This is a genomic window from Nocardia sp. NBC_00881, from assembly GCF_045207455.1.
Lineage (GTDB): Bacteria > Actinomycetota > Actinomycetes > Mycobacteriales > Mycobacteriaceae > Nocardia.
The window spans coordinates 3858666-3878651 of the sequence record NZ_CP108798.1 but is presented as its reverse complement, the minus strand read 5'-3'; the positions used below and the strand labels follow the sequence as shown (position 1 = coordinate 3878651).

At 66.4% G+C, this 19986-nt stretch carries 17 protein-coding genes and 2 pseudogenes; 4 read left to right on the top strand and 15 right to left on the bottom strand.

Annotation, left to right across the window (positions count from 1 at the left end; translation table 11 throughout):
* Positions 1–31 precede the first annotated feature (31 nt).
* Positions 32–942 (top strand): annotated as a pseudogene (locus OH799_RS16225) (acyl-CoA dehydrogenase family protein); the annotation flags it as partial.
* Between the two features lie 216 nt (positions 943–1158).
* On the opposite strand, the gene OH799_RS16220 reads toward OH799_RS16225, so the two are convergent.
* The 8 genes from OH799_RS16220 to OH799_RS16185 form a co-directional block, all read right to left on the bottom strand.
* On the bottom strand, positions 1159–1902 hold the full coding sequence (locus OH799_RS16220) for an SDR family NAD(P)-dependent oxidoreductase (protein WP_406281086.1): 744 nt from the start codon (positions 1900–1902) through the stop codon (positions 1159–1161).
* The gene (locus tag OH799_RS16215) at positions 1889–3247 is read right to left on the bottom strand and encodes an FAD-binding oxidoreductase (protein WP_406281084.1); all 1359 of its coding nucleotides are present in this window, start codon (positions 3245–3247) and stop codon (positions 1889–1891) included. Before OH799_RS16215 ends, OH799_RS16220 begins: the two co-directional genes overlap by 14 nt.
* Positions 3244–4683, bottom strand: coding sequence for a styrene monooxygenase/indole monooxygenase family protein (locus OH799_RS16210; protein ID WP_406281082.1), 1440 nt, complete (start codon positions 4681–4683; stop codon positions 3244–3246). The genes OH799_RS16215 and OH799_RS16210 overlap by 4 nt, the downstream gene beginning before the upstream one ends.
* 107 nt (positions 4684–4790) lie before the next feature.
* Positions 4791–5696, bottom strand: coding sequence for an aminotransferase class IV (locus OH799_RS16205; RefSeq protein ID WP_406281080.1), 906 nt, complete (start codon positions 5694–5696; stop codon positions 4791–4793).
* Positions 5693–6745, bottom strand: coding sequence for a hypothetical protein (locus OH799_RS16200; protein ID WP_406281078.1), 1053 nt, complete (start codon positions 6743–6745; stop codon positions 5693–5695). Before OH799_RS16200 ends, OH799_RS16205 begins: the two co-directional genes overlap by 4 nt.
* Positions 6746–6749: 4 nt before the next feature.
* A complete protein-coding gene (locus tag OH799_RS16195) occupies positions 6750–7130 on the bottom strand; it encodes a DUF4440 domain-containing protein (RefSeq protein WP_406281076.1) in 381 nt (126 codons plus the stop codon).
* Positions 7123–8163, bottom strand: a complete 1041-nt coding sequence (locus tag OH799_RS16190; RefSeq protein ID WP_406281074.1) for a cupin domain-containing protein — start codon at positions 8161–8163, stop codon at positions 7123–7125. The genes OH799_RS16195 and OH799_RS16190 overlap by 8 nt, the downstream gene beginning before the upstream one ends.
* Before the next feature lie 234 nt (positions 8164–8397).
* Positions 8398–8544: a hypothetical protein gene (locus OH799_RS16185; protein ID WP_406281072.1), complete on the bottom strand. Its 147-nt coding sequence runs from the start codon at positions 8542–8544 to the stop codon at positions 8398–8400.
* Positions 8545–9007: 463 nt separating this feature from the next.
* Between OH799_RS16185 and OH799_RS16180 the strand changes: the two genes are divergently transcribed.
* Entirely contained in the window at positions 9008–10486 is a 1479-nt protein-coding gene (locus tag OH799_RS16180) for a benzaldehyde dehydrogenase (protein WP_406281070.1), read from the top strand.
* Between the two features lie 27 nt (positions 10487–10513).
* Here OH799_RS16180 and OH799_RS16175 read toward each other — a convergent pair whose 3' ends face one another.
* From OH799_RS16175 to OH799_RS16160, 4 genes are all read right to left on the bottom strand, one after another.
* The gene (locus OH799_RS16175; RefSeq protein ID WP_406281068.1) at positions 10514–11878 is read right to left on the bottom strand and encodes a flavin monoamine oxidase family protein; all 1365 of its coding nucleotides are present in this window, start codon (positions 11876–11878) and stop codon (positions 10514–10516) included.
* 197 nt (positions 11879–12075) lie between these two features.
* Positions 12076–13671 carry a carboxylesterase/lipase family protein gene (locus OH799_RS16170; RefSeq protein WP_406281066.1) on the bottom strand — a complete coding sequence of 532 codons (1596 nt, stop codon included), beginning with the start codon at positions 13669–13671 and terminating at the stop codon, positions 12076–12078.
* A gap of 11 nt (positions 13672–13682) precedes the next feature.
* Positions 13683–13808, bottom strand: coding sequence for a hypothetical protein (locus tag OH799_RS16165; protein ID WP_406281064.1), 126 nt, complete (start codon positions 13806–13808; stop codon positions 13683–13685).
* Between the two features lie 369 nt (positions 13809–14177).
* Positions 14178–14789: a TetR/AcrR family transcriptional regulator gene (locus tag OH799_RS16160; protein ID WP_406281062.1), complete on the bottom strand. Its 612-nt coding sequence runs from the start codon at positions 14787–14789 to the stop codon at positions 14178–14180.
* A gap of 106 nt (positions 14790–14895) precedes the next feature.
* On the opposite strand from OH799_RS16160, the gene OH799_RS16155 reads away from it, so the two are divergent.
* Positions 14896–15588, top strand: coding sequence for a class I SAM-dependent methyltransferase (locus tag OH799_RS16155; protein ID WP_406281060.1), 693 nt, complete (start codon positions 14896–14898; stop codon positions 15586–15588).
* Positions 15589–15737: 149 nt separating this feature from the next.
* Here the strand turns inward: OH799_RS16155 and OH799_RS16150 are convergent.
* The 3 genes and pseudogenes from OH799_RS16150 to OH799_RS16140 all read right to left on the bottom strand — a co-directional run.
* Positions 15738–16070: pseudogene (locus OH799_RS16150) on the bottom strand (manganese catalase family protein); the annotation flags it as partial.
* A gap of 188 nt (positions 16071–16258) precedes the next feature.
* On the bottom strand, positions 16259–17170 hold the full coding sequence (locus OH799_RS16145; protein ID WP_406282171.1) for an alpha/beta hydrolase: 912 nt from the start codon (positions 17168–17170) through the stop codon (positions 16259–16261).
* A gap of 390 nt (positions 17171–17560) precedes the next feature.
* Positions 17561–18568 (bottom strand): helix-turn-helix transcriptional regulator, encoded by a 1008-nt coding sequence (locus OH799_RS16140; protein WP_406281058.1) that lies wholly within the window; start codon positions 18566–18568, stop codon positions 17561–17563.
* 97 nt (positions 18569–18665) lie between these two features.
* Between OH799_RS16140 and OH799_RS16135 the strand changes: the two genes are divergently transcribed.
* A complete protein-coding gene (locus OH799_RS16135; protein ID WP_406281056.1) occupies positions 18666–19910 on the top strand; it encodes an FAD-dependent oxidoreductase in 1245 nt (414 codons plus the stop codon).
* The last annotated feature ends 76 nt before the right edge of the window (positions 19911–19986 follow it).

Below are 19986 nucleotides of genomic sequence, written 5' to 3'. Positions count from 1 at the left end.
GCCTCCCACAATCAGCACCTCTGGAGAACCGATGCACGCTCAACATGCCACCCGACCAGTCGACCCGCTCGACCTCCTCGAGATCGACACCCTCCTGACACCGGATGAGAGCGCTATACGTGACGCCGTCCGCGCCTTCTGTGACCGTCGCGTCGAACCTCACATCGGCCGATGGTTCGAGGAGGGAGACATCGAGGACATCCGCGGACTCAGCAATCTCGGCGTACTGGGAATGCATTTGGAAGGCTACGGGTGCGCCGGAATGAGCGCCGTCGACTTCGGTCTGGCCTGCCTCGAACTGGAGGCGACCGACTCGGGGCTTCGCTCACTGGTCTCCGTTCAGGGATCTCTCGCCATGTACGCGATCTGGGCATTCGGATCCGAGGAACACAAGCAGGAATGGCTTTCCCGTCTCGCGGCGGGAACGGCGATCGGTTGTTTCGGGCTCACCGAGCCCGATTCAGGTTCCGATCCCGCAAGCATGCGCACTGTGGCCCGCCGTGATGGCGATGGCTGGATCCTCGATGGCCGCAAAATGTGGATCACCAACGGGTCGATCGCCGACGTCGCGGTGGTGTGGGCGCGCACCGACGACGGGATCCGGGGCTTCCTCGTCCCCACCGAAAGATCGGATTCTCAGCTAACCGAATCGAACACAAGATGTCGCTGCATGCGTCGGTGACCAGCGAGCTCGTGCTCGACGCGGTCCGCCTGCCCGGTGCCGCTGTGCTGCCTGGGGCACACGGGCTGCGGGGACCGCTGTCGTGTCTCAATGAAGCGAGGTACGGCACTGCTTGGGGTGCGATGGGAGCGGCCCGGTCCGCCTTCAGATCCGCGCTGGCCTACGCCGGTGACCGAGTGCAGTTCGGCCGCCCGATCAGCGGTTTCCAACTCACCCAGGGAAAAGTGCTGGGGTGGTGTCCTTCTGTTCGGCAGGGTCGGTGAGGCCGCGGGAGCGGGCCAGCACGTCGAGGCCGAGGTCGCGGCAACTGCGGCGAGGTGGTGATCACGATGCGGGATGCGAGGATGGATCGGCGGCATAAAGCCACTGAAAGGGTTTTATGATTTGCGTATCGTCTCAGGAACCCCACGTAAATCGCAGTTCAGGCCCGGTATCGCACCGGGCCTGACCTTTTTGAACTACGGCGACACGGGCGCTCACTGTAGGCCCCCGTCCACGTCGATGACTTGTCCGGTGATCCATCCTGCGTCGTCGGAGGCGAGGAATGCGACGACCGTGGCGATGTCGCGGGGCTGTCCGACCCGTCCGAGCGCGGTGACGGAGGCCAGTGCCGCTCGCTCCGATGCGGTGAGGTTGCCAGCCAACTGTGCGGTGTCGACGATTCCGGGCGCGATGGCGTTGACCGTGATCCGGCGTGGGCCGAATTCGGCTGCTTGACAACGGGCCGCGGCCTCGATGGCTGCCTTGGTGGCGGCGTAGACCGAACTGGTCGCGGCGATGCGCCTGGCCAGTCCGGAGGAAATGTAGATGATGCGGCCGCCGTCGCTCAGATGTTTCGACGCCGCGACAGTGGTGAGCAGCCCACCGCGGAAGTTGATGTCGAGGTGCTCGGCAAGGTAGTCCTCGTCGATGTCTTCGGTGCGCCGTCGGCGGTAGACCCCCGCGTTGTTGACGAGGATGTCCAGCTTGCCTCCGTATGCCACCGCGCTGTCGAGGAGATGTCGGCGCTGCTCGGCTTCCCGCAGATCGGCTTGGACGAGGTGCGCGTGGCCGCCGTTGTCTTCGATCGAGGCCGCGACCACTTCGGCCTCGGCCCGGAACTGTTCGTTCTGGTAGTTGAGGATTACGGTCGCGCCGTGGGAGGCCAGTTCCACCGCGGTAGCCGCCCCGATACCACGCGAGGCGCCGGTCACGACCGCCGTCTTGTCATCGAGTTTCATCGTCGGCCTCCGGGGCGATATTGCGGTTGAACCGGAACATGTTGGTCGGGTCGTAGCGCCGCTTCAGCGACCGCAGTTTCGGATAGCCGGCGCCGTACGCTTCGGGTATCCGATGGTCTTCGTCGTAGTCGAGGTAATTGACGTAGGCGCCTTCGGTCGCGTGCGGCGCGACGGCTTCACCGAACGCGCGGGTCCACGCCACTCGTTCGGAATCCTCGGCCGGATTCTTCCACCCGTTGATCACCAGGAACGAAAACCGGGCATCGCGTCCACGAAACGCTGTGGCATCATTCGGTATTCGGCCGACAGCGCCGCCGAGATGCTCCACGAAGACCTGTGTGAAGGGCGCGCTGATGCTTCGACAGTGCGCCAAGATGGCATCGGCGGCGGCATCGCTGAACTCGGACAAATAATGAGCGCGCAGATGGTATCGGGCGCCGAGCGGCGTACTGGCGTCGTGCACCGCCTGAAGCTCGTCGATTCCCATCTCCCGCACCGAGTCGTGCGTCGGGGGCCCGAGAGACTCCAAGGGAGCCAGAGCTGTTGACGCCGTGGCCGATGGGCCGTTGAAGCACAGGCCGATTCCGACACTGTGTGTTCCGTCCGGGTTGCCGTTGTAGTAGAAGTGCGTGACCAGTTCGTCACCGGCGCCGGCGGTGATCCGCCGATACACCTCGAGCACATCGCGGGCCTTGGCCGCGGGATAGAGCTTTACTCCGGCGACGACCCGATTCACCGGGTAAAGGCGCAGCGTCAGCGAGGTGACGGCTCCGAAATTCGCCCCTGCCCCACGCATGGCCCAGAAGAGGTCGGGATTGCTGCGCGCATCGACGGTCCGCAACTGTCCGTCGGCGGTGACCACGTCCAATGCCTGGATGTTGTCGCAGGCCGTTCCGAAACTACGCATCAGCCAACCGAGTCCGCCGTGCAGCGCGAATCCGGCGACTCCGACGGTCGCCACGGAGGCGCCGGTGGTGGCCAGTCCGTGGCGGGCAGCCGCTGCCACCACGCTGCCCCAGCGAACTCCTGCTTGGACTCGGGCGAGGCGGTGGACAGGATCGATTTCGATGCCGTCCAACGCCAGAGTGGACGCGACCAACGCGCCATCCGGCATGGATCTGGCCGCGATATCGTGGCCTGCTCCCGTGACGGCGAGCGGAATATCCCCGTTCGCAGCGTGTTCGATGATGCGTTGGACGTCCGACACGTCGGCGCACCTGGCGATCAGGGCGGGGCGGCGATCCAGCCCTTTCCATATCTGCCGAGCCTGGTCGTAGCCGGGGTGCGTAGGCGCGATGATTTCCCCGCCGAAGGAGGCGGGAAGCTGTGCCGGATGAACGGTCATGGCGACTCCGAAGGTGCGGGGGAGCGGTGGTGCACCGCGGCCACCCAGCTGTCGGGCTGATCGCGGCGCCAGAGAGTCGAACAGTGCAGTGAGCCTTGTCGGTAGGTCACCAGCAGCGTGGCCTCGGCCGGTCGCAGCACGGAAAAGCCGGTTGGTGGGTCAGGGGTGCAGGTCGGCTCGACAGCCTTCTGCCAGCTGTCTCGGGAGTGAACGCCGTCGTCGGTGACCAGAATCCCGTCGGACGCGACGAGCGGACGCAGGGCGCGGATGTCATTGCCGGCGAGCGCATCCAGCAGAAGTCGCTCCCGATCGACGACCGTGTGGTCCGGAGCTTCGGCGACGAGATCCGAAGTGACCCGGCGTATAAAGGCTGTCGCTCGCCGCGGAGTGGCCAGGGAATTCCACATCGCTTTCGGAGCGTCGAAGTTGTCCAGGAACGCGTCAGCGAGGTTTTGGCTCTGCTCGGCGGCACGGAACAAGGCGACGACATGGTCCGGCGGCGGGCCGAGCGCGGATGCCGTCCACTCGGTGACATCCGCGGCCAGATTCCACAATGTCGATTCCCATGTGCGGCAAAAACGCTCGTCGAAGACCGGGTCGGCGAGGATGGCTTGTCCGAGTTCCCACGCCGCGGCGGCGGCGAGGTTGCCCCCTTGGCCGGTGACCGGGTCGTTGAGCACCGCTGCGTCGCCGACAGCGACGGCATAGGTGTTCGGGCCCAACCGAGCCCACGGCCTGCGCACGGTGGGGGTGATCGAACCTTGCAGCAGGTCCAGTGGGCGGGTGAGAGCGAACCGGCGAAAATCTATGCGGCCGAGGATTTCCGAGTCTATGTCCCGCAGCAGTTCCAGCACGATTCGCGCGCATGCGTCCGGGTCGTCGTAGTACCGGTCGCGCAACCGGGACGCCCACGGTCCGTCCGGGATGGCCTCGAACGTAATGCCCGCTACTCGCCCGGTCACGGAATGGACCGGGGTCTGGAAGATCTCGCCCGCGTCGGGCACGATCTCGAGATGCATTCCCATCGGCTCGGTGTGCGCCACCCCGTGGAACAACCCAGCGAGCAGAATCCGGGCCGGGTGTTCGGCGGAGCGGGACTCGACGCGGGGGAACAGGGCGTCGACGCTACCGCCGCCTGCGGCCACCACTATCAGGTCGTGGTCGTCCCCGTACCGGGCGACGGCGGTGTCCACGTCCGGCGTCGCGACGACAGCGCCGCCACGGTCCTGGTAGTCGGCCACCAACTGCGGCAGGTAGATCCGAAAGTCGACGAAGCTGGCCTCGTGGGTCAGGTTCCCGCGGAATGCGATCGGGGGATCGGTGCGCACGCGGACATGCGCGCAGCTCATGCCGAAGTCGGTGAAGTCCCAATGGTCGACGCAGAGCGCACGTTCGCGGGCCCTGGTCCGGCCGAACCGGCATACGTTGTTGGGCAACCGGCCGTTACGGATCTGCTCGGGAGTCTTGTCGGTGTAGAGCGTGGTCCGGATGCCCTGCTGCTGTAAGAACAGTGCCAGATGCAGTGCCGATATCCCGGTACCGACTATGCCGATGGTACGCGTGGCCTCTCCTTTTCCCGGTGGGCGATGACGAGGCGGGAGTATGCGTCCGCCAGGGTCTGGGTGATCGGACGGTCGTCGAGGTACTCGGTGTCCAGGAAACGTCCGACGGGTTGCACGCCGACGGCGGTTCCGGTGAGGAACACTTCGTCGGCCGCGGAGACGTCTTCCAGTGCCAGGCGGGTCACCCGCGTCGGGATACCGGCGTGCCCGGCCAGTTCGAGGACGGTCTGCCGCGTGATGCCGTCCAGGAAAGTGTCTGCCACCGGCGTGGCCAGCTCGCCGGCGCGGACGACGAAAATATTCGCGCCGGTCGCCTCGGCGAGCCTGCCACGATGGTCGAGCAGCACGGCGTCGTCGAAACCGTGCTGCTTCGCCTCGGCCAGCGCCAGCGAGCCGACGAGGTAGTTGGCGGAGGTTTTCGCCCCGACCGGCGCCATGCTCGGGGCAGGCCTGGCCCATCGGGACAAGCCCAGTCGCAGCGGTCGCCCGGACGCCGGCGGGTGCTGCGGCCAGCGCAGCACCGCGATGGCGAGATGAACCGTGGTTCCGGTCGGATCGATGCCGATCACCTCGTCCCCCCGCCAGGCGACCGGCCGGATATAGGCGTCGGAGTAACCGGCGGCGGTCACGGTCTCGTCGATGGCGGCGGCGATCTGTGTCGCGCTCCAGGGCAAGGGCATTCCGATCAGGGCGGACGAAGCGCACAGCCGTTCAACGTGTGCCGCCGCGGCGAACGGCTTGCCGTCGTAGGCCCGGATACCTTCGAACACACACATCGCGTTGTGCAGGCCGAGACTCAGCACCGGCAGATTCGCCTCGTCGGGCGGCACGTGCCTGCCGTCCAACCACACCGCGCCGACCCGTCCGGCGGTGACGAGCCCACTCATGCGATCACCTTGCCGCGTCCGTGTTCCGCTATTTCGGTGCGTTTCGGCAGCATCACGTTTCTGCCGCCGCCCCGGCGATCGGCGGCCGTCCCCAGCACGACAAGGGCCTTGTCGATCGCCGCGCGCGCGGCGGCCTGCAGCGCGCCGAAATCTCCTGGCCGGGTGTCGTCGACCGGTGCGATGTGATTGCTGACGACATGAAATCGATTCGCGCCCAGGTTGAGCTTCGCCAGTTGGGCGCCGCGGCCGAGGTTGAACCGGTGGATGTCCCGGGCCAGCCCCCACCGGTAGATCCGGTACAGCGCAACGGCATACAGGTTCTGGGACCGCGCTACCGCGGTGTGGTCTATGCCTTGCACCAGGACTTCCAACGTGTTCGACTCCGGATAGTGCATCCCCAGCACGGCCTGTACCGGTGCGCCATCGGATTGTCGGCGGTGCAGGAACACGCACACCCGTTCCCGCAGTGCGGATATCGCGATGTCACGCAGGAGGGAGAGGGCGAAATGATTGCGGGAGTGCCCGTACTTCGCAAGATTCAGCTGGTGCAATCGGTCGAAGGCCACCAGGGTTTCGTCATCGACCCCGGCGCCGGTCGCCACCTCCCACCCGAAATCCTCGTCGGCGCGGCGGACCAGTCGGCTCAGCTCGCGCGACCGTGCTCCTCCGAGCAACCCTCGCAGGTCACGATCGAGGCTGTCGCGCACGACGAACTCGGCCTCCACGAACCAGGGCAACTCCACGAAGCCGTGAGGAGCCGGCGTGTCGGCGCCATCGTGCCGCACCACCGGATACAGCAGCCACTGTGCTCCGCCTACCGCGCCTTCGTGCCGGTGCGCGTCCAGTTCGGCCGCTGTCGGAGCAGCTGAATGCGGTCGATAGAAGTAGTCGTCGGTGACGAGCACCAGGTCTCGGGCCGTCGAGGTGTCCACGCCGAGTGCGTCGACCACGGCACGCCAGTGCATGATCTTTCCCAGCGGCACGATGGGTACGCGGGTCTCGTAGAGTCGACAGAATGCCTGCCGCCAGAAGTGCGTCTCGCTGGGCACGGCGTTACCGGGTCGATCGCGTCGGTGTCTCGTGGTGGAAGATCGCTTGCCAGCCGTCGTCCCCGAGCCGCCATACACTGCTGCAGTACACGACTTCTGGCAGCGGTGTGCCGTTGAAGTCGCCCCATTGCCGCAGCCGGTACGTCAGCGCGGTGACCTTCGGCCCCCCGGGCACCACCCGTATCTCATCGGCCTCGAAACCGGCGTTCTGGTCGAGTGCGTCGATGCCGTCGATGAGTTCACGTTGGCTGACCAAGCCCATCGTGGCATCGAATCCATAACCATCCGGGTGCATCAGCTCAGCCATGACGGCCTTGTCCCTGCCGAACACCGCGGCCAGGACTCTGCGCTCGCGCTCTTCGAACAGCGCCTGATCGCTAGCCATGGTCCACGGGTGCGGTCCGCAGCGCGCATTCCGCGATGCGGTCCGACAGCAGGTGCATCATCGTCCAGCCTTTCGCCAGCACCTCTCCCACCTCCGCCGGTGTCCAGTCCCGGCGCCGCGCCAAGGCGCGGTACCCCATCTCGAGATGCTCCGCGTCCGCGCTGTCGTGCAGCTGGAAATACTTGCTTGCCGAGAACGACGACAGCCCTGCGGCATGGAACACCATTCCGCTGCCCTCTAGCACCAGATGCGAGAGGACGGTGCGCTCCACGGTGGACGAGGATGCCATGCGATCCACGAACCAGGATGAGGCGGCGGCGATCACCGGATCCCACTGCGCTGGTCTGTTGTCGCGGATCTCGGCCAACAGCACGTGGTGCCCGAGTTCCTCGGCGAGATGCTCGTCGGCAAGAGGACGCGCGGAACTGTCGTTCTCCCCGACGACCCGCGCGGCGATCACGCGCTGAAATGCGTCCGACCATCCCTGAAGGTGGTCCAACAGCCCGCTGCGTACCTCGGGCGGTTGCGCATCGATGTCGCCGATCAGCCGGACCAGGGCGTTGTTCCGATACTCATGCAGGTACCGGTCGTTTTCCGCGCGGATCGCCGCGACGTCGGGACGGTCGTCGACGAAGGCGACCCGTGGGGTGTCCGGATTCTCGTACAGGCCGTCGCCCTCGAACTGGATCGACAAAGCCCAGAAGCCCGACGGCTCGGCGCCCACGAATCCATGCTTCGAGCCCGGCGGAACCACGACAATGTCACCGGAGCGGATGTCTCGGGTGATGTCGCCGACGGCTTGCCCGGTCCCTTCCGCGACGATGATCATGCTTTTCGTCGGATGCTCATGCACCGACAATTCTTCACCGGGCAACAGCCGCACCCAGCTGAGCGAGAGCCGAGCCAGCTCGGGCACGAAATCCTTCAGCGTCGGATTCTGATGAAAGTCTTTGAGAAGGCCAATGTTGTGAACAGTCTCATCCACCACCACCGAGGTGATTTCGGTCAACGAGTCGCGCTCTATCACTTGCATGGTATTTCCTCAGTTCCGGTACTGCTGTACCGCATCGAAGTGCGGCACGGCACATCGTAAACTGGCTCACTGCTTTTGTCCTGGTTAGCTCGCTGACCTGCTGATATTCGAGTAGCTGTGGCTCCGGCCCAGGATGCGCTCAGCACCGCGAAAGTGTCGTACGGCACAGCGTGATCCGAGTCGGGCCGGTCGAGGTTGCCACACAGTATGTTTCGTGCCGCGGCGTCGGCGCGGTCAGCGGCCCGAACGAAGCCAGCGCGGGCGCAGGCTGTCGAAGGTCATGCCCGCCATCAGGAACACGAGCGGTACGAAAACCGGCGACACGCGGTCGGCGACGCCCCGCTGAGCCAGCGGCAGCGCGACCTGGAGGACGCCGAGCAACCCGAGTAGCAGCCGCGTCAGCCCGGCACACGAGCCGGGCGCGCGCCACGACGACGCGACCGTACGCCGCGGGCGTTGCCGCTCGGCGGCGAAGATCGCGTCGGTGCGGTCGGGCGGATGTGATCAGCGCCGACTCCTGGGTGACAGCGGGCATCGATAACAGTTGTCGGCCGAACCACGTGCGTGGTGACGCGGGCGGCGCAGTCGCGGTGGCTCATGGGCGTATCCGAACAATCGAAGGTCGGCGACCCTACGCGGACCGGTCGAGCTGGACAACATGCGCAGGCGATCCGGCCTAGCATCGCGAAGGGGAACGGTGAAGAGTCGCTGCTGCCGCCCTCTTCCTGCTCGGTGACGAAGCGTCTCTCATCGCCGGCGTCGAACTCGCAGTCGACGGCGGATACACCGCTGGCGCCCCATTCCCGCCGCGTGAGTCGGCGACAACAACAGAGAGAGGGAGCTCATGGCACGGCCGGAGCACGTTGGATTGCTTGACGAACTGTTGTGGGAGGGGCGAATCCTGCTCGACGACTGGGTGCGGGGACGAGGAGGGTCGGCACCTGTCATCGAACCGGCCACCGGTTCCACCCTCGGCCGAATCGGCCAGGCGACGGCCGAGGACGTCCGCGCGGCCGCCGATACTGCCGTGCGCGCACAGCGTGACTGGGCTGAGCGGCCATATCAGGAGCGCGCAGCGATTTTGCGCCGAGCCGGGGATCTGTGCCAGCGGCATGCGGACGAGATCTCGCAATGGCTGATCCGGGAATCCGGGTCGGTACCCGCCAAGGCCGAGTTCGAGATCGCGCTGGCGGCGCAGGAGTGCTATGAGGCCGCCGCACTGGCCGCCGCCCCGTATGGCGAGGTGTTACGCAGCCAGCAGCCGCGGTTGAGCTTCTCCCGGCGGATTCCCGTGGGAGTCGTCGGGGTGATCGCTCCATACAACTTTCCCGTCGTGCTTTCCGTCCGCGCAGTCGCGCCCGCACTCGCGTTGGGCAACGCCGTCATCCTCAAACCTGACCCGCGGACCTCGGTGTCGGGCGGTGTGACGATCGGCCGGGTCTTCGCCGAGGCCGGTGTGCCACCCGGCCTGCTCAACGTGTTGCCAGGCGGTGCCGACACGGGCGCCGCGCTGGTCGCCGATCCGGACGTCGCGGTGATCGCCTTCACCGGCTCCACCCGGGGCGGTCGCGAGGTGGCCATCGCGGCGGCGCGCCAGCTCAAACGCACCCACCTGGAACTCGGCGGGAACTCCGCGTTGATAGTGCTCGACGACGCGGACATCGAAGCCGCATCCGCAGCGGGCGCATTCGGCTCCTGGTTCCACGCCGGGCAGATCTGCATGGCGGCCAGTCGCCACCTGGTGCACGCCTCGGTCAGCCATGAGTATGTGGCGAGGTTGGCAGCCCGCGCGGAGAAACTCACCGTCGGCGACCCGGCCGCCGGGCCGGTCCACCTCGGGCCGCTCATCGACGCGACGCAACGCGACACTGTGCACCGCATCGTCACCGACACTGTGGCAGCAGGTGCCGGGCTCGTCACTGGTGGCGTTCACAACGGCCTGTTCTACCGACCGACCGTGCTCGCCGACGTGCCACCCGATTCCCCAGCCGCCACCACGGAAATCTTCGGACCGGTCGCCCCGGTGCTCACCTTCTCCACGGTGGACGAAGCGGTGGAACTGGCCGGTGACACCGGCTACGGGCTCTCGCTCGGCGTGCTCACTCGTGACGTCATGCGTGGGCTCGCGCTGAGCGACCGGATCCCCGCTGGTCTGGTGCACATCAACGATCAGACGATCAATGACGAAGCCGTCGCTCCGTTCGGCGGCGTCGGAGATTCGGGCACAGGCTCGCGGCACGGTGGCACCCAGGCGAATCTGGACGCGTTCACCGAACTGAGGTGGACAACCATGCGAGCCGACCCGCCGCACTATTTCTTGTGACCCGAATAAAAGACCTGCTCGAATACCTCAGGCCACGGTCGCGGTTTCGTGTTCCATCACTTCGCGCGCCGCCCGTTCACCCGAGCGAATAGCTCCATCGATCCAACCGCACATGATGGCAGAGCTCTCGGTTCCGGCCCAGTGGATCCGGCCGGAAGGTTCGCGCAGGGCATGGCCGAACTCGGTCAGCACACCGGTTGGCGCGTGACTGAGCATTCCGCCGCCGGAGTAACGCTCGACACTCCAGTTCTGCTCTAGGTAGTCGACTGGGGAGCCGGCCTTGCTGCCGAACCGCTCGACGAGTTCCCCGAGGATCGCCTTCCTCCGCTCGGCCTCATCGAGTCGTCCGATCTCCCGCGCGATGGGCCCCTCGGTGATGACGCACATGACCCCGGGTCGCCCGGTATCCGTGCAGGCGTCGATGGTGATGGTCGCGGGCGATCCTGGTGCGGCCGACTGTCCCGACAACCCGTCGTTACGCCAGAACGGCTCGTCGTACACGGCGGCGATTTTGAAGATCGAGCCGCTCGGCATCCGCTGATGCAGGAACGACCGATCGACCGGCAGCATTGGCCCGTACCGAATCTGGCCGGCGATCGCCAGGGGAACCGCCACGATCACTCGGCGTGCGCGCACGGTCATCCTGTCGGAGCGTACCGTCACCCCGTCGGCGTCCTGATCGATCTGCCGGACAGGCTGCGACAGGTGGATCGAGTCGCCGATCTGGGCTGCCATCGGCCGGTAGATGGCCCCCATGCCCCCGACTGGTCGAGCATCCTGGGCCGCGTCCTTGACGCCCAGGACGAAGCCCGGCCCGCCCCCCGACGCCATCTGATACAGCACAAAGAGCAATGACACCTCCGAAGCGGCCGAGGTGTAACAGCCCGCGATGGCGGTCTCGACGAGATCGTGGGCGGGCTTGGACAGGACGTTGCTATCCAGCCACTGCGCCAGGGTGATCTTGTCCCACTTGTCGGCATTCTTCGCTGCCCACGGAGCTTCGAGAGGAATCGACTTGCACATCTGTCCCAGCTCGAGAAACACCGCACCGAGGTTCATCGCCGCCCAGGGGCTCATCGTCCACGGGATCGTGCCCGTGTAGCGGTGCTGCTTCCCGTCGACCACCATCATGGCCGCCCCGTCGGTGTACTGCTTGTAACTCGGTACCCCGAACTCGGTCATCAATGCGTAGATCCGGTCCTGCCCCGGCCCTATCCAGGCGCCACCGCGGTCGATCCAGGATCCGTCCTCGCGCATTTCGGTGAACGTGCGCCCGCCGAGCCGGTCGCGAGCTTCCAGCACTGCCACCGATCGGCCCGCCTGTTCCAGGCGCAGGGCGGCAGTCAATCCCGCGAATCCCCCACCCACCACACAGTAATCGACGTCTGTCATGGAATGCCGCCCTCGAGTTGAAGTTCTGCGCAAGGCCGCCGGGCGGCCTTGCGCGCTGCAGACCGCACCCCTCGACACAACGGGTGCGAAATCGCCTTCAAGCAGGCCTACTCACCGAATATTCAGCAAGTCTATAGCAAACTCCGGGGTCGGGTCCGCGGATCCGGGGCCAGGCATCGGTTCGGCGAAATGCCGAGTCAGCGTGGGCGTTCGGACCAGAATCCGCAGTTGTGCCTGGCGTTGAAGTCGTGGGACATGGTGCTGCCGGTTGCCCGCATGGTCAGTACCGGCCCGTCGGGGCTCTGCCCGGCCGTTTCCGGCCAAGCCGACCATGGGGGTGAGTCGGGGCCGTTCGGGTTCCCGGTGTGGGCGAAGGTGGTCCACCATCGCTGCATTTGTCGGGAGAAGGCATCGGATGGTCCAGTCCATGGGATCGGTACGCTCATCAGGCTGCTGAACAGGTAGGGCAGTTCGGCGGCGTGGAAGGCGCCGGGCATCAACAGGTTGGTCTCGCCGAGTGGTGCTTGGTCGAATTCGTACTGCCACACGGGATGTCCGGTGTCGCGGGCGGCGCGGCTGACGAATCGCTGGGGGCATGCGAAGAAGCCGTCGGTGATGACCGCGGATTGAGCGGCTGCGGGTGAGGGGTATCGGTCGAGCGGGTAGTGGGCGAGGACCCGATCGGCGTAGGTGCCGAAATATTGGTGGATGTAGCGTTCGTAGCTCGCGGCATCCGGGATGTGACCGAGGGCGTAGTCGGATTCGGCGATGAACAGTGCGCCTTCATTGCTGTTGCTTCCGACGATGAGGGGCGTTTTTCGGTCGGCTCCCCGGGCGAGTGCGGCGTCGAGTGTCTGGGTGACGACGACGCCGTCGATGCTGGGCGCCCACCTCTGGGGGAATCCGTCGAATTGGGCAATCGGTGACTCCAAAAGTTTCGCGGCGGGTAGGGCGCGCAGGCATGCCAATTGAGTCGCGGGATCGCCGCACCCGACGCTTTCGGCGTACTGCTGTGAGTATGCGATGGCTTCGTCGCGATTGCCGGGCGCGAAGGGCGATTGTGCGCAGGATCCGCTTTGAATGATGGCTTTGTCGAAAAGACCATCGGAGGCGGGTGCGGCGAAGTGTGTGCAGACACTTCCGGCGCCGGCCGATTCACCGAAGATCGTGACGTTGGCTGGATCGCCACCGAACGCTCGGGCGTTGTCGCGCACCCAGCGCAAGGCGGCTTGTTGATCTTGAATGCCGACCGTTCCGGTGGCGCCACCGGACTCGGCGGCCAGCCCGGGTAGGGACATGAATCCGAAAGGTCCGAGACGGTAGTTGGGGACGGCCACGATGACATTGCCTTCGGCGACCATCCGGGCGGGCGCGTCGTATTGGCTGTTGGAGCCGTTGGTGTAGCCGCCGCCATAGAAGAACACCATGACCGGCAGGTTTCTGTCGCGCGCGCCGTCGGGCACGTATAGGTCGATGGACAGGCAGTCTTCGCTGGTGGGGCCGATCGGTTGGGTGCCGGGCAGGAACCCGGTCTGTGGGCACTGCGGTCCGTGACCGAGGGCTTGCCGGACGCCGGGCCACGGTGGTGCGGGCTGTGGGGGGCGGAATCGCGCTTCGCTGCCGGTGTGTGCGGCAAACGGAATTCCCAGATATTTGGTGATTCCGTCGGCGGCGAAGCCGGAGATCACGCCGCCGGTCACGACCACGTCGGGTGGGGTCGCCGCGACCGCGGGCGCCGGACCACTCGCGAACGCGAGACTGGTTGCCGCTGCCACGTTGACAGCGGATCGCATGATCGAATGAATCATTGCTGCCCAATACCTTCGATGTTGTCGCTGCGGTCGGCGGCGATAGGTTTCGGCGTCGGGGCGCCGCGGTAGCGGGCGTTGATCGGCTGGGTGGTGCCGCTCTGTGGCCACCGCGCACGCACGTCAACACCGTGGACTATCGGCTCAAACGTCTGGGCGACGCACCGGTCTCGACCCGTCTGAACCCACTGGGCAGTGGTACAGCGACCCGCCCTCATCGGCCCGCGGTTACCAGCAGCCCATGCTCGAAGTACGGCCTGACCGACAGCGCACCGACCAGCCAGACCAGCGACATCGCATCTCGGACAGACGTTACAGCGGTCCCCGGCGCATCGACGTGCACAGTGCGGAGAATGCGAGGACGGCGTGGCGAAAACGGCCATCGCAGGTAGATCCGAGGGCGGCACGGGCTGCCGCGCGGTTGCCGCCGCCGAAAGTCCTGCCGATGTCGCCGCGAAACCGGACCCGCACAGCGACGCACTGGGCGGAGGTCAGTCTCCGGAAGGAGGCACGCCGTGCACGGTCTGGGGCCGGGCGGTGGCAACTCGAGGCATGTGTCGTGCGAGACCGGCCGTCCAGAGCGATTCGAACCGGCGCCATGCCGTCGCGGGCAGAGTGGGGTCGGTCTGGTCGATGACCGAGCCGAGTAGTCCGATCAGCCCCCAGGACAGGAAGGTTATGCTGCCGGCCAACTCGTCGGTGGGCATGTCCAGCCGAAGGTCCAGGTGTTCGTGCAGGATGTCCGCGACGGTCTGCTGATAGCTCCGCAGCACAACAGCGCTGCTCTTCGGGCCGATCAAGGCCTGGTAGACATCGGGATAGGCGGCGGCCAAGCCGATCATGATCCGCACAGGCGCCCAGGGGGCGTCGTGGTCGGTGCGCGTCCGAGCGATCTCGCGGCGCAGGAACTCGGTGCAGCTGCTGATCAGTAGGTCGTCCTTGTCGCGGTAGTGGGCGTAGAAGGTCGAGCGACCGACGTCGGCGCGGTCGATGATGTCGCTGACGGTCACGCGTTCGTACCCGCGCTCGATCATCAGCTCGATCAGAGCCCGGTGCAGCGCCTCCCGGGTCCGCCGCACCCTGCGGTCAGTGGTCGTGGCCATAGTGGTCTCTCGTCGCATGGACAGTTTCGGCAGATCCGTCCGGAAACGAACGGATTCCGCCCCTCTGATTCTGGTCGCCGCCACGTACGCGGCAGACGATGAACGCATGTCCCGTAATGAACAAGTGCTCACCCCCATGTTCGTCGACGACGCCGACACCGGCCTCGTCATCGCCGGTCTGCGGCGCTACAACCTGTTCACCGCCGCGTTCTTTCTCGGGCGCCACGCCCGGCTCATCGCCGAACTCGCACGCGTCAGCGGCGCCCGCGCGGGTAATGATGTGCTCGACATCGGTTGCGGCCCGGGCAAACTTGTTCGCGCACTCGGCGCACTCGTCGGCCCGGAGGGCACCGCGGTCGGCGTCGACCCCTCTGCTTCGGCCGTCGACTACAACCGGCGGCACGACCACTTTCCGAATCACCGGTACCAGCAGGCCACCGCGCAGGGCCTGACGCTGCCTGACACCTCGTTCGACGTCGTCACCTGCACCTTCGTCATGCACCACGTACCAGAACAGCACCGCTGCGCCGCCATCGAGGAGATGTGGAGGGTGCTGCGCCCGGGCGGACGTCTACTGCTCGCCGATGCCGACCCATCCGACCGGATGCGGTCGGCGCTGACCCGAATCAGGCGACTCACTCGCCGGGGCGAGGAACCGGTCGATCCTTTCGCCGGCGTCGATATCCGCCGTTACGCGGAGACGGTGCGCGCGGTCGGGTTCGATGAGCCTGAGTTCGTGCGGAGCATGTACTCGACGGGAATTCTTCTTGCGGTGAAGCCCGCGGACTCGGCCGTCTGAACAGTCGGTCATCTCGGATGTCTTCGTCGCTCTGCCCGAGAGCGTGGCCGGTGCGCAGATCGGGGATGACGAGACTCCCGCCGCAACGAACGGCGGCGGGAGCCGAAATGCCCTAATGGCGGCGTGGACCTTGTCCACCACCGCTCAGATCAACTCGGGACATGCTGCTCGTGCGTGAACGGCTTCGAGCCTTGTACTGCGGGCTTGCCCTCCGGGTTGGTCTCCGCGCCTTTGTTCTCACGCTGGCTGGTGCCGAGCCACTCGCTGGCCGGATTGTCGACATACCGCCATTCCACCCCAGCGGACCATGGGCCTTGGCCCTCGTTCCATGGTCCGCGAGCACTCTCGTGACCGTCGGACATGTCGAAAGCGACGTTCTGGAAGCGATCGTCGCCGGGCAGCGCTCCGGGCGGAAAGTTGACCGGCAGTTCGTTGAGTGCCGCGGTGAACTGTTGGAAATACGCGACCTCGCGAGATGGGAGCGAGATCGGTCACCAGCGGTTCGTCGTCGCGTCCGACGACGAGCATCCCAGCGAGTCGCCCGTCAGATCGGCCGAGTTCGGAGGCTTTGTGCAGGCGGCGAGCCGACCGATCGCGTGCGGGCACCTCGAGGGTCGAAAGCCGACAGCTGATCCGGGGATATTCCAGACACCGATGGGTATCCGGTGCTTCACACACCGAGCGCGCTGGCCAGGTGCGGCCAGGAATCGTGTAGGTCGGTTTCGAACTGCCCCCAGGTGTGTGCGCCTTCCGGGCGGTTGACATGGATTGCGGACAGCCCGAGCTCGGTGAGCCTGCCTGCGAAGGCGCCGGTGCACGAGCTCGCGATCGCTTCGATCGGTGGGAAAGGTAGTCCGCCTCGGTCGATCGCGCCCGGAGTGCCGGAAGCTGCTGAGAGGTAGATGGTTTTCCCGGCGAGTGCGGTCGCGTTGGCGAACGCGTCGTGCGCCTGCCAGATCGCTGCGCCGGGCTCGCCCCACATGTTCGCCGGGTTGGCTCCGCCGCGTATCACCTGGGCGCTGACCATGGCCACCCCAACGGGGTCCGATGCCCAGGGACATCCGCTGTAGGCGGCTACGGCGTCGTATACGTCGGGCGCCTGGATGGCGAGGTCGACCGCGGAGGCCGCGCTCATGGATACTCCGGCGATGGCGTTGTGTCGGGTGGTGCCGAGGTGCGTGTCGAGGACTGCCGGGAGTTCCTGCGTGAGAAAGGTTTGCCATCGATTGCGGCCGACGGCCGGGTCGTCGGCGAGCCAGTCGGTGTACAGGCTGTAGGCGCCCCCGATCGGCATCACCACGTTGACATGTTTGTCGGCGAAGAACTCCCGGACGTCCGTGTCGTCCCACCAGGAAATCCCATCCACACCGCCACCGATTCCGGTGAGCAGATACAGCGTGGGCGCCCGGCCACCGCCCGCGGCCCGAATCACCTTGTTGGGCACCACCCGATCCATCGAGGGCGAGTAGACATCCATCCGCGATACGGAGCCGCCCAAGGGCGCCTCCTCGACCACATGCGCCCCCGCAGGGCCGGCCGCGGCAGGGGCGGCAGGCAGTCCGAGTACCGCTACAGAGGCCATGAGCACGCTGACGAACGCGGCCGAATACTTTGAAGCACTCACGATTCCGTTGTACCCGGCGAAGATCACATCCACGCCGTATTTCGAAAACACTGCGGCAGAGGCGAACCCGAAATTCCCTTGGGGGAGTGCGGGTCTGGCGACACCACGGCCATCAAGGGCTGCGGGGTCGGGGTAGCCGTAGTACTCGGGAAGTCGGGCGGATAGCACTGACCGGCGATGCTCGTGTCTTAGGGCCGTCGTGTTGGGTCAGGCGTTCGCCTGATCGGTGGTGAACTCGGTGTGGGCCTGTTCGATCGCCCTTGGGTAGTGCTGGTGTCGCGGCGTCCACCGGGCTCTCCGGCGGTTCGTCTTTCAGAAAGGACCGTTTATGAGATCGGTTGTCGAGTTTCACTTCTCAGAGGTGGTGCTCGCTATAGTCCTCCACCGCTTCATGAGGCGGCGGCAGGCTTCGACCAACTCAGGTGGTTCCACGTCGGTGAGGTCGGTGTCGAAGGTGGCGAGAATTCCTGCGACACCGGCCCAGGACCAGGCTCCGATGGTGAGGCGACAGTGATGGGGGTCGAGGTGCTCGACGACTGATCCGCCGGGCGCCCAGCGGGCCACCGTCTCGGCCGCCAGGTGCAGGCGTGCGGTTCCTGTGCATTGCCACGCGGCGAGGCTGTCGCCTCGGTCGTGGCTGGTCATGACGAAGTGGGCGACGTCGCTGCCTGGGAAGTCTCTGGGGGTGAACGGGGTGCCTGGCGGCGTGTGGAGGTGGAGCCGGTCGACGCGGTGCACGCGCCAAGTGCTTGCCGCGAGGTCGTAGGCGACCAGGTACCACCGTCCGGCCCAGACGACCAGGTGGTGGGGCTCGATGCGGCGCGGAGGGGTGAAATCGGCATCGCGGGGTTCGGGGCGCGTGCCGTCGGCACGCAGCGATTCGACGACGAGCACATGGTGGTGGCGTACCGCGCTGCCCACGACTTTCAGCGCACCCGAGGCGATAGGTGGCGCCGGGAACTCCCAGTAGTTCTGCAGCCTGGTCAGCTGCAGCGACTCCATGGTCGCCCGCAGCCGGGCCGGCATCACCTGCTCGAGGGTGTCCAGTGCCCGTGCAGCGTCCAACCCCAGGCCGAAGACAGTGCCAGGCGCGGTCTGCAGAGCGACCGCGACGGCCAGAGCCTGCTCGTCGTCGAACAGCAGCGGCCGCAGCGCGTGGCCAGCGCCCAGTTCATAGCCACCGGCTGGCCCGTGGATGGTCGTGACCGGGTAGTCGAGCAACCGCAGTGTCTCGATGTCGCGCCGGACGGTGCGTTCGCTGACGTCGAGCCTGGCGGCGAGTTCGCTCAGCGACCAGCGTCGGCGTGCGGCAAGCAGCGACAGCAATCGCAGCGCCCGCCGTGAGGTATCGGCCACCATCACATGATGACCGGTTATGGCCACTCCATGTCCACTACCGATGGCAAGGTCACCCCGAAGGTTGTCCGACATCAGTAAGAGGAGCCGAAACAGGATGCGCATCATCATCGTCGGAGGCGGGATCGGTGGCTTGGCGCTGGCCGCCGGCCTGCGCCGCCATGGGTTCGACGTAGCGGTCTTCGACCGCGACACCGACGTGGCAGCGACCGGGGGCTACCACATCACACTCGATCGTCGGGCACAGTCGGCACTGCGGGAGCTCGTCGCGCCGGAGATCTTCGAACGGCTGCTGGCGTCGGCATCAGCGCTGCGTCTGCGAGCCAGGGACGCGCTCTGGGACCGGCACGGCCGAGTGCTGGGCCACGGGCCGCACCTCGGCGACAACCCGAGCGTCGACATCGACCGCATCACCCTGCGGACTCTTCTGGCTGAGGCGGTCGGCGACGATCTCCATCTGGGCCGAGCCGTCACCGAGATCGGCCGCGCCCAGGACGGGACACCGCTGGTGATATTCGCCGACGGGTCACCTGTTCAGTGTGATGTGCTGGTGGGTGCGGACGGCACACACTCGCTGGTAGCCCGTCATCTGGCCGGCGGCCCCACCAACGCGCCCGCTGGCATCATCGGCTTTTCCGGGAGGACCTCCGTCAACGACCTCAGCCCGGTGGAGCGACAACGGCTCGGACCGCGGTCGGGGTTGGCGATCGGCCCTCGGGGCGCGGCGCTCTACGTCGGCTTCCTCGACCCGGTGGGTAACGCTGTACTTGACGCACCCGATCTCCGGGCGGCGGTCACGAACGGCCCCACCTACATCTGGGGAGCCATGTTTCCCGAGTCCGCCGATACCGACTCGATGCGTAACACCCGCGGTGCCGCGCTACAGACCGCGCTGCTGGCCAGGTTCCGCCGGCAGGGATGGAGTGAACGCTCACTCGAGGTGATCGCCCGTGCCGATCCGGACAGTGTGGCCGCGTTCCGGTTCAATGCGGCCTCGTCTCGGGTACAAGACCTAGCCCCGTGGCCGGCCGGACCTATCACCGCGCTCGGCGACGCCGTCCACGCGACCCCGCCCACCGCCGGTATGGGAGCTGGGGCAGCCATCCGCGATGCCGCAAGCCTGGTGGAGCATCTGCGTGAGGTCGCCGCCGGCACCACCACCCTCACCGTGGCAATCAGCCAGTTCGAGGCGGATATGCGCCTCCGCGGCAGCGAAGTCCTGACCCTGGCCATGAAGACCGTCCGATGGATACTGGCCACCGACACCTGGCTTGGAGCAGCCGCCACGGCCGCAGTCTCCCCCATTCTGGCTGCCGCCGAGCGCCTCAGGTACCAGCGCTGACACCTTCGAGTCGACCTCGATGGCGGGGAAGAAGTTCCAGGAGCCGGACCTGGATGGCACCCTCGCGCGCGTAGGG

What these genes read in the sequence shown, in the direction of transcription:
- OH799_RS16220 (WP_406281086.1), bottom strand. Translation starts at nt 1,902, where the DNA reads ATGAAACTCGATGACAAGACGGCGGTCGTGACCGGCGCCTCGCGTGGT.
- OH799_RS16215 (WP_406281084.1), bottom strand. Translation starts at nt 3,247, where the DNA reads ATGACCGTTCATCCGGCACAGCTTCCCGCCTCCTTCGGCGGGGAAATC.
- OH799_RS16205 (WP_406281080.1), bottom strand. Translation starts at nt 5,696, where the DNA reads ATGAGTGGGCTCGTCACCGCCGGACGGGTCGGCGCGGTGTGGTTGGAC.
- OH799_RS16195 (WP_406281076.1), bottom strand. Translation starts at nt 7,130, where the DNA reads ATGGCTAGCGATCAGGCGCTGTTCGAAGAGCGCGAGCGCAGAGTCCTG.
- OH799_RS16190 (WP_406281074.1), bottom strand. Translation starts at nt 8,163, where the DNA reads ATGCAAGTGATAGAGCGCGACTCGTTGACCGAAATCACCTCGGTGGTG.
- OH799_RS16180 (WP_406281070.1), top strand. Translation starts at nt 9,008, where the DNA reads ATGGCACGGCCGGAGCACGTTGGATTGCTTGACGAACTGTTGTGGGAG.
- OH799_RS16175 (WP_406281068.1), bottom strand. Translation starts at nt 11,878, where the DNA reads ATGACAGACGTCGATTACTGTGTGGTGGGTGGGGGATTCGCGGGATTG.
- OH799_RS16170 (WP_406281066.1), bottom strand. Translation starts at nt 13,671, where the DNA reads ATGCGATCCGCTGTCAACGTGGCAGCGGCAACCAGTCTCGCGTTCGCG.
- OH799_RS16160 (WP_406281062.1), bottom strand. Translation starts at nt 14,789, where the DNA reads ATGGCCACGACCACTGACCGCAGGGTGCGGCGGACCCGGGAGGCGCTG.
- OH799_RS16155 (WP_406281060.1), top strand. Translation starts at nt 14,896, where the DNA reads ATGTCCCGTAATGAACAAGTGCTCACCCCCATGTTCGTCGACGACGCC.
- OH799_RS16145 (WP_406282171.1), bottom strand. Translation starts at nt 17,170, where the DNA reads ATGGCCTCTGTAGCGGTACTCGGACTGCCTGCCGCCCCTGCCGCGGCC.
- OH799_RS16135 (WP_406281056.1), top strand. Translation starts at nt 18,666, where the DNA reads ATGCGCATCATCATCGTCGGAGGCGGGATCGGTGGCTTGGCGCTGGCC.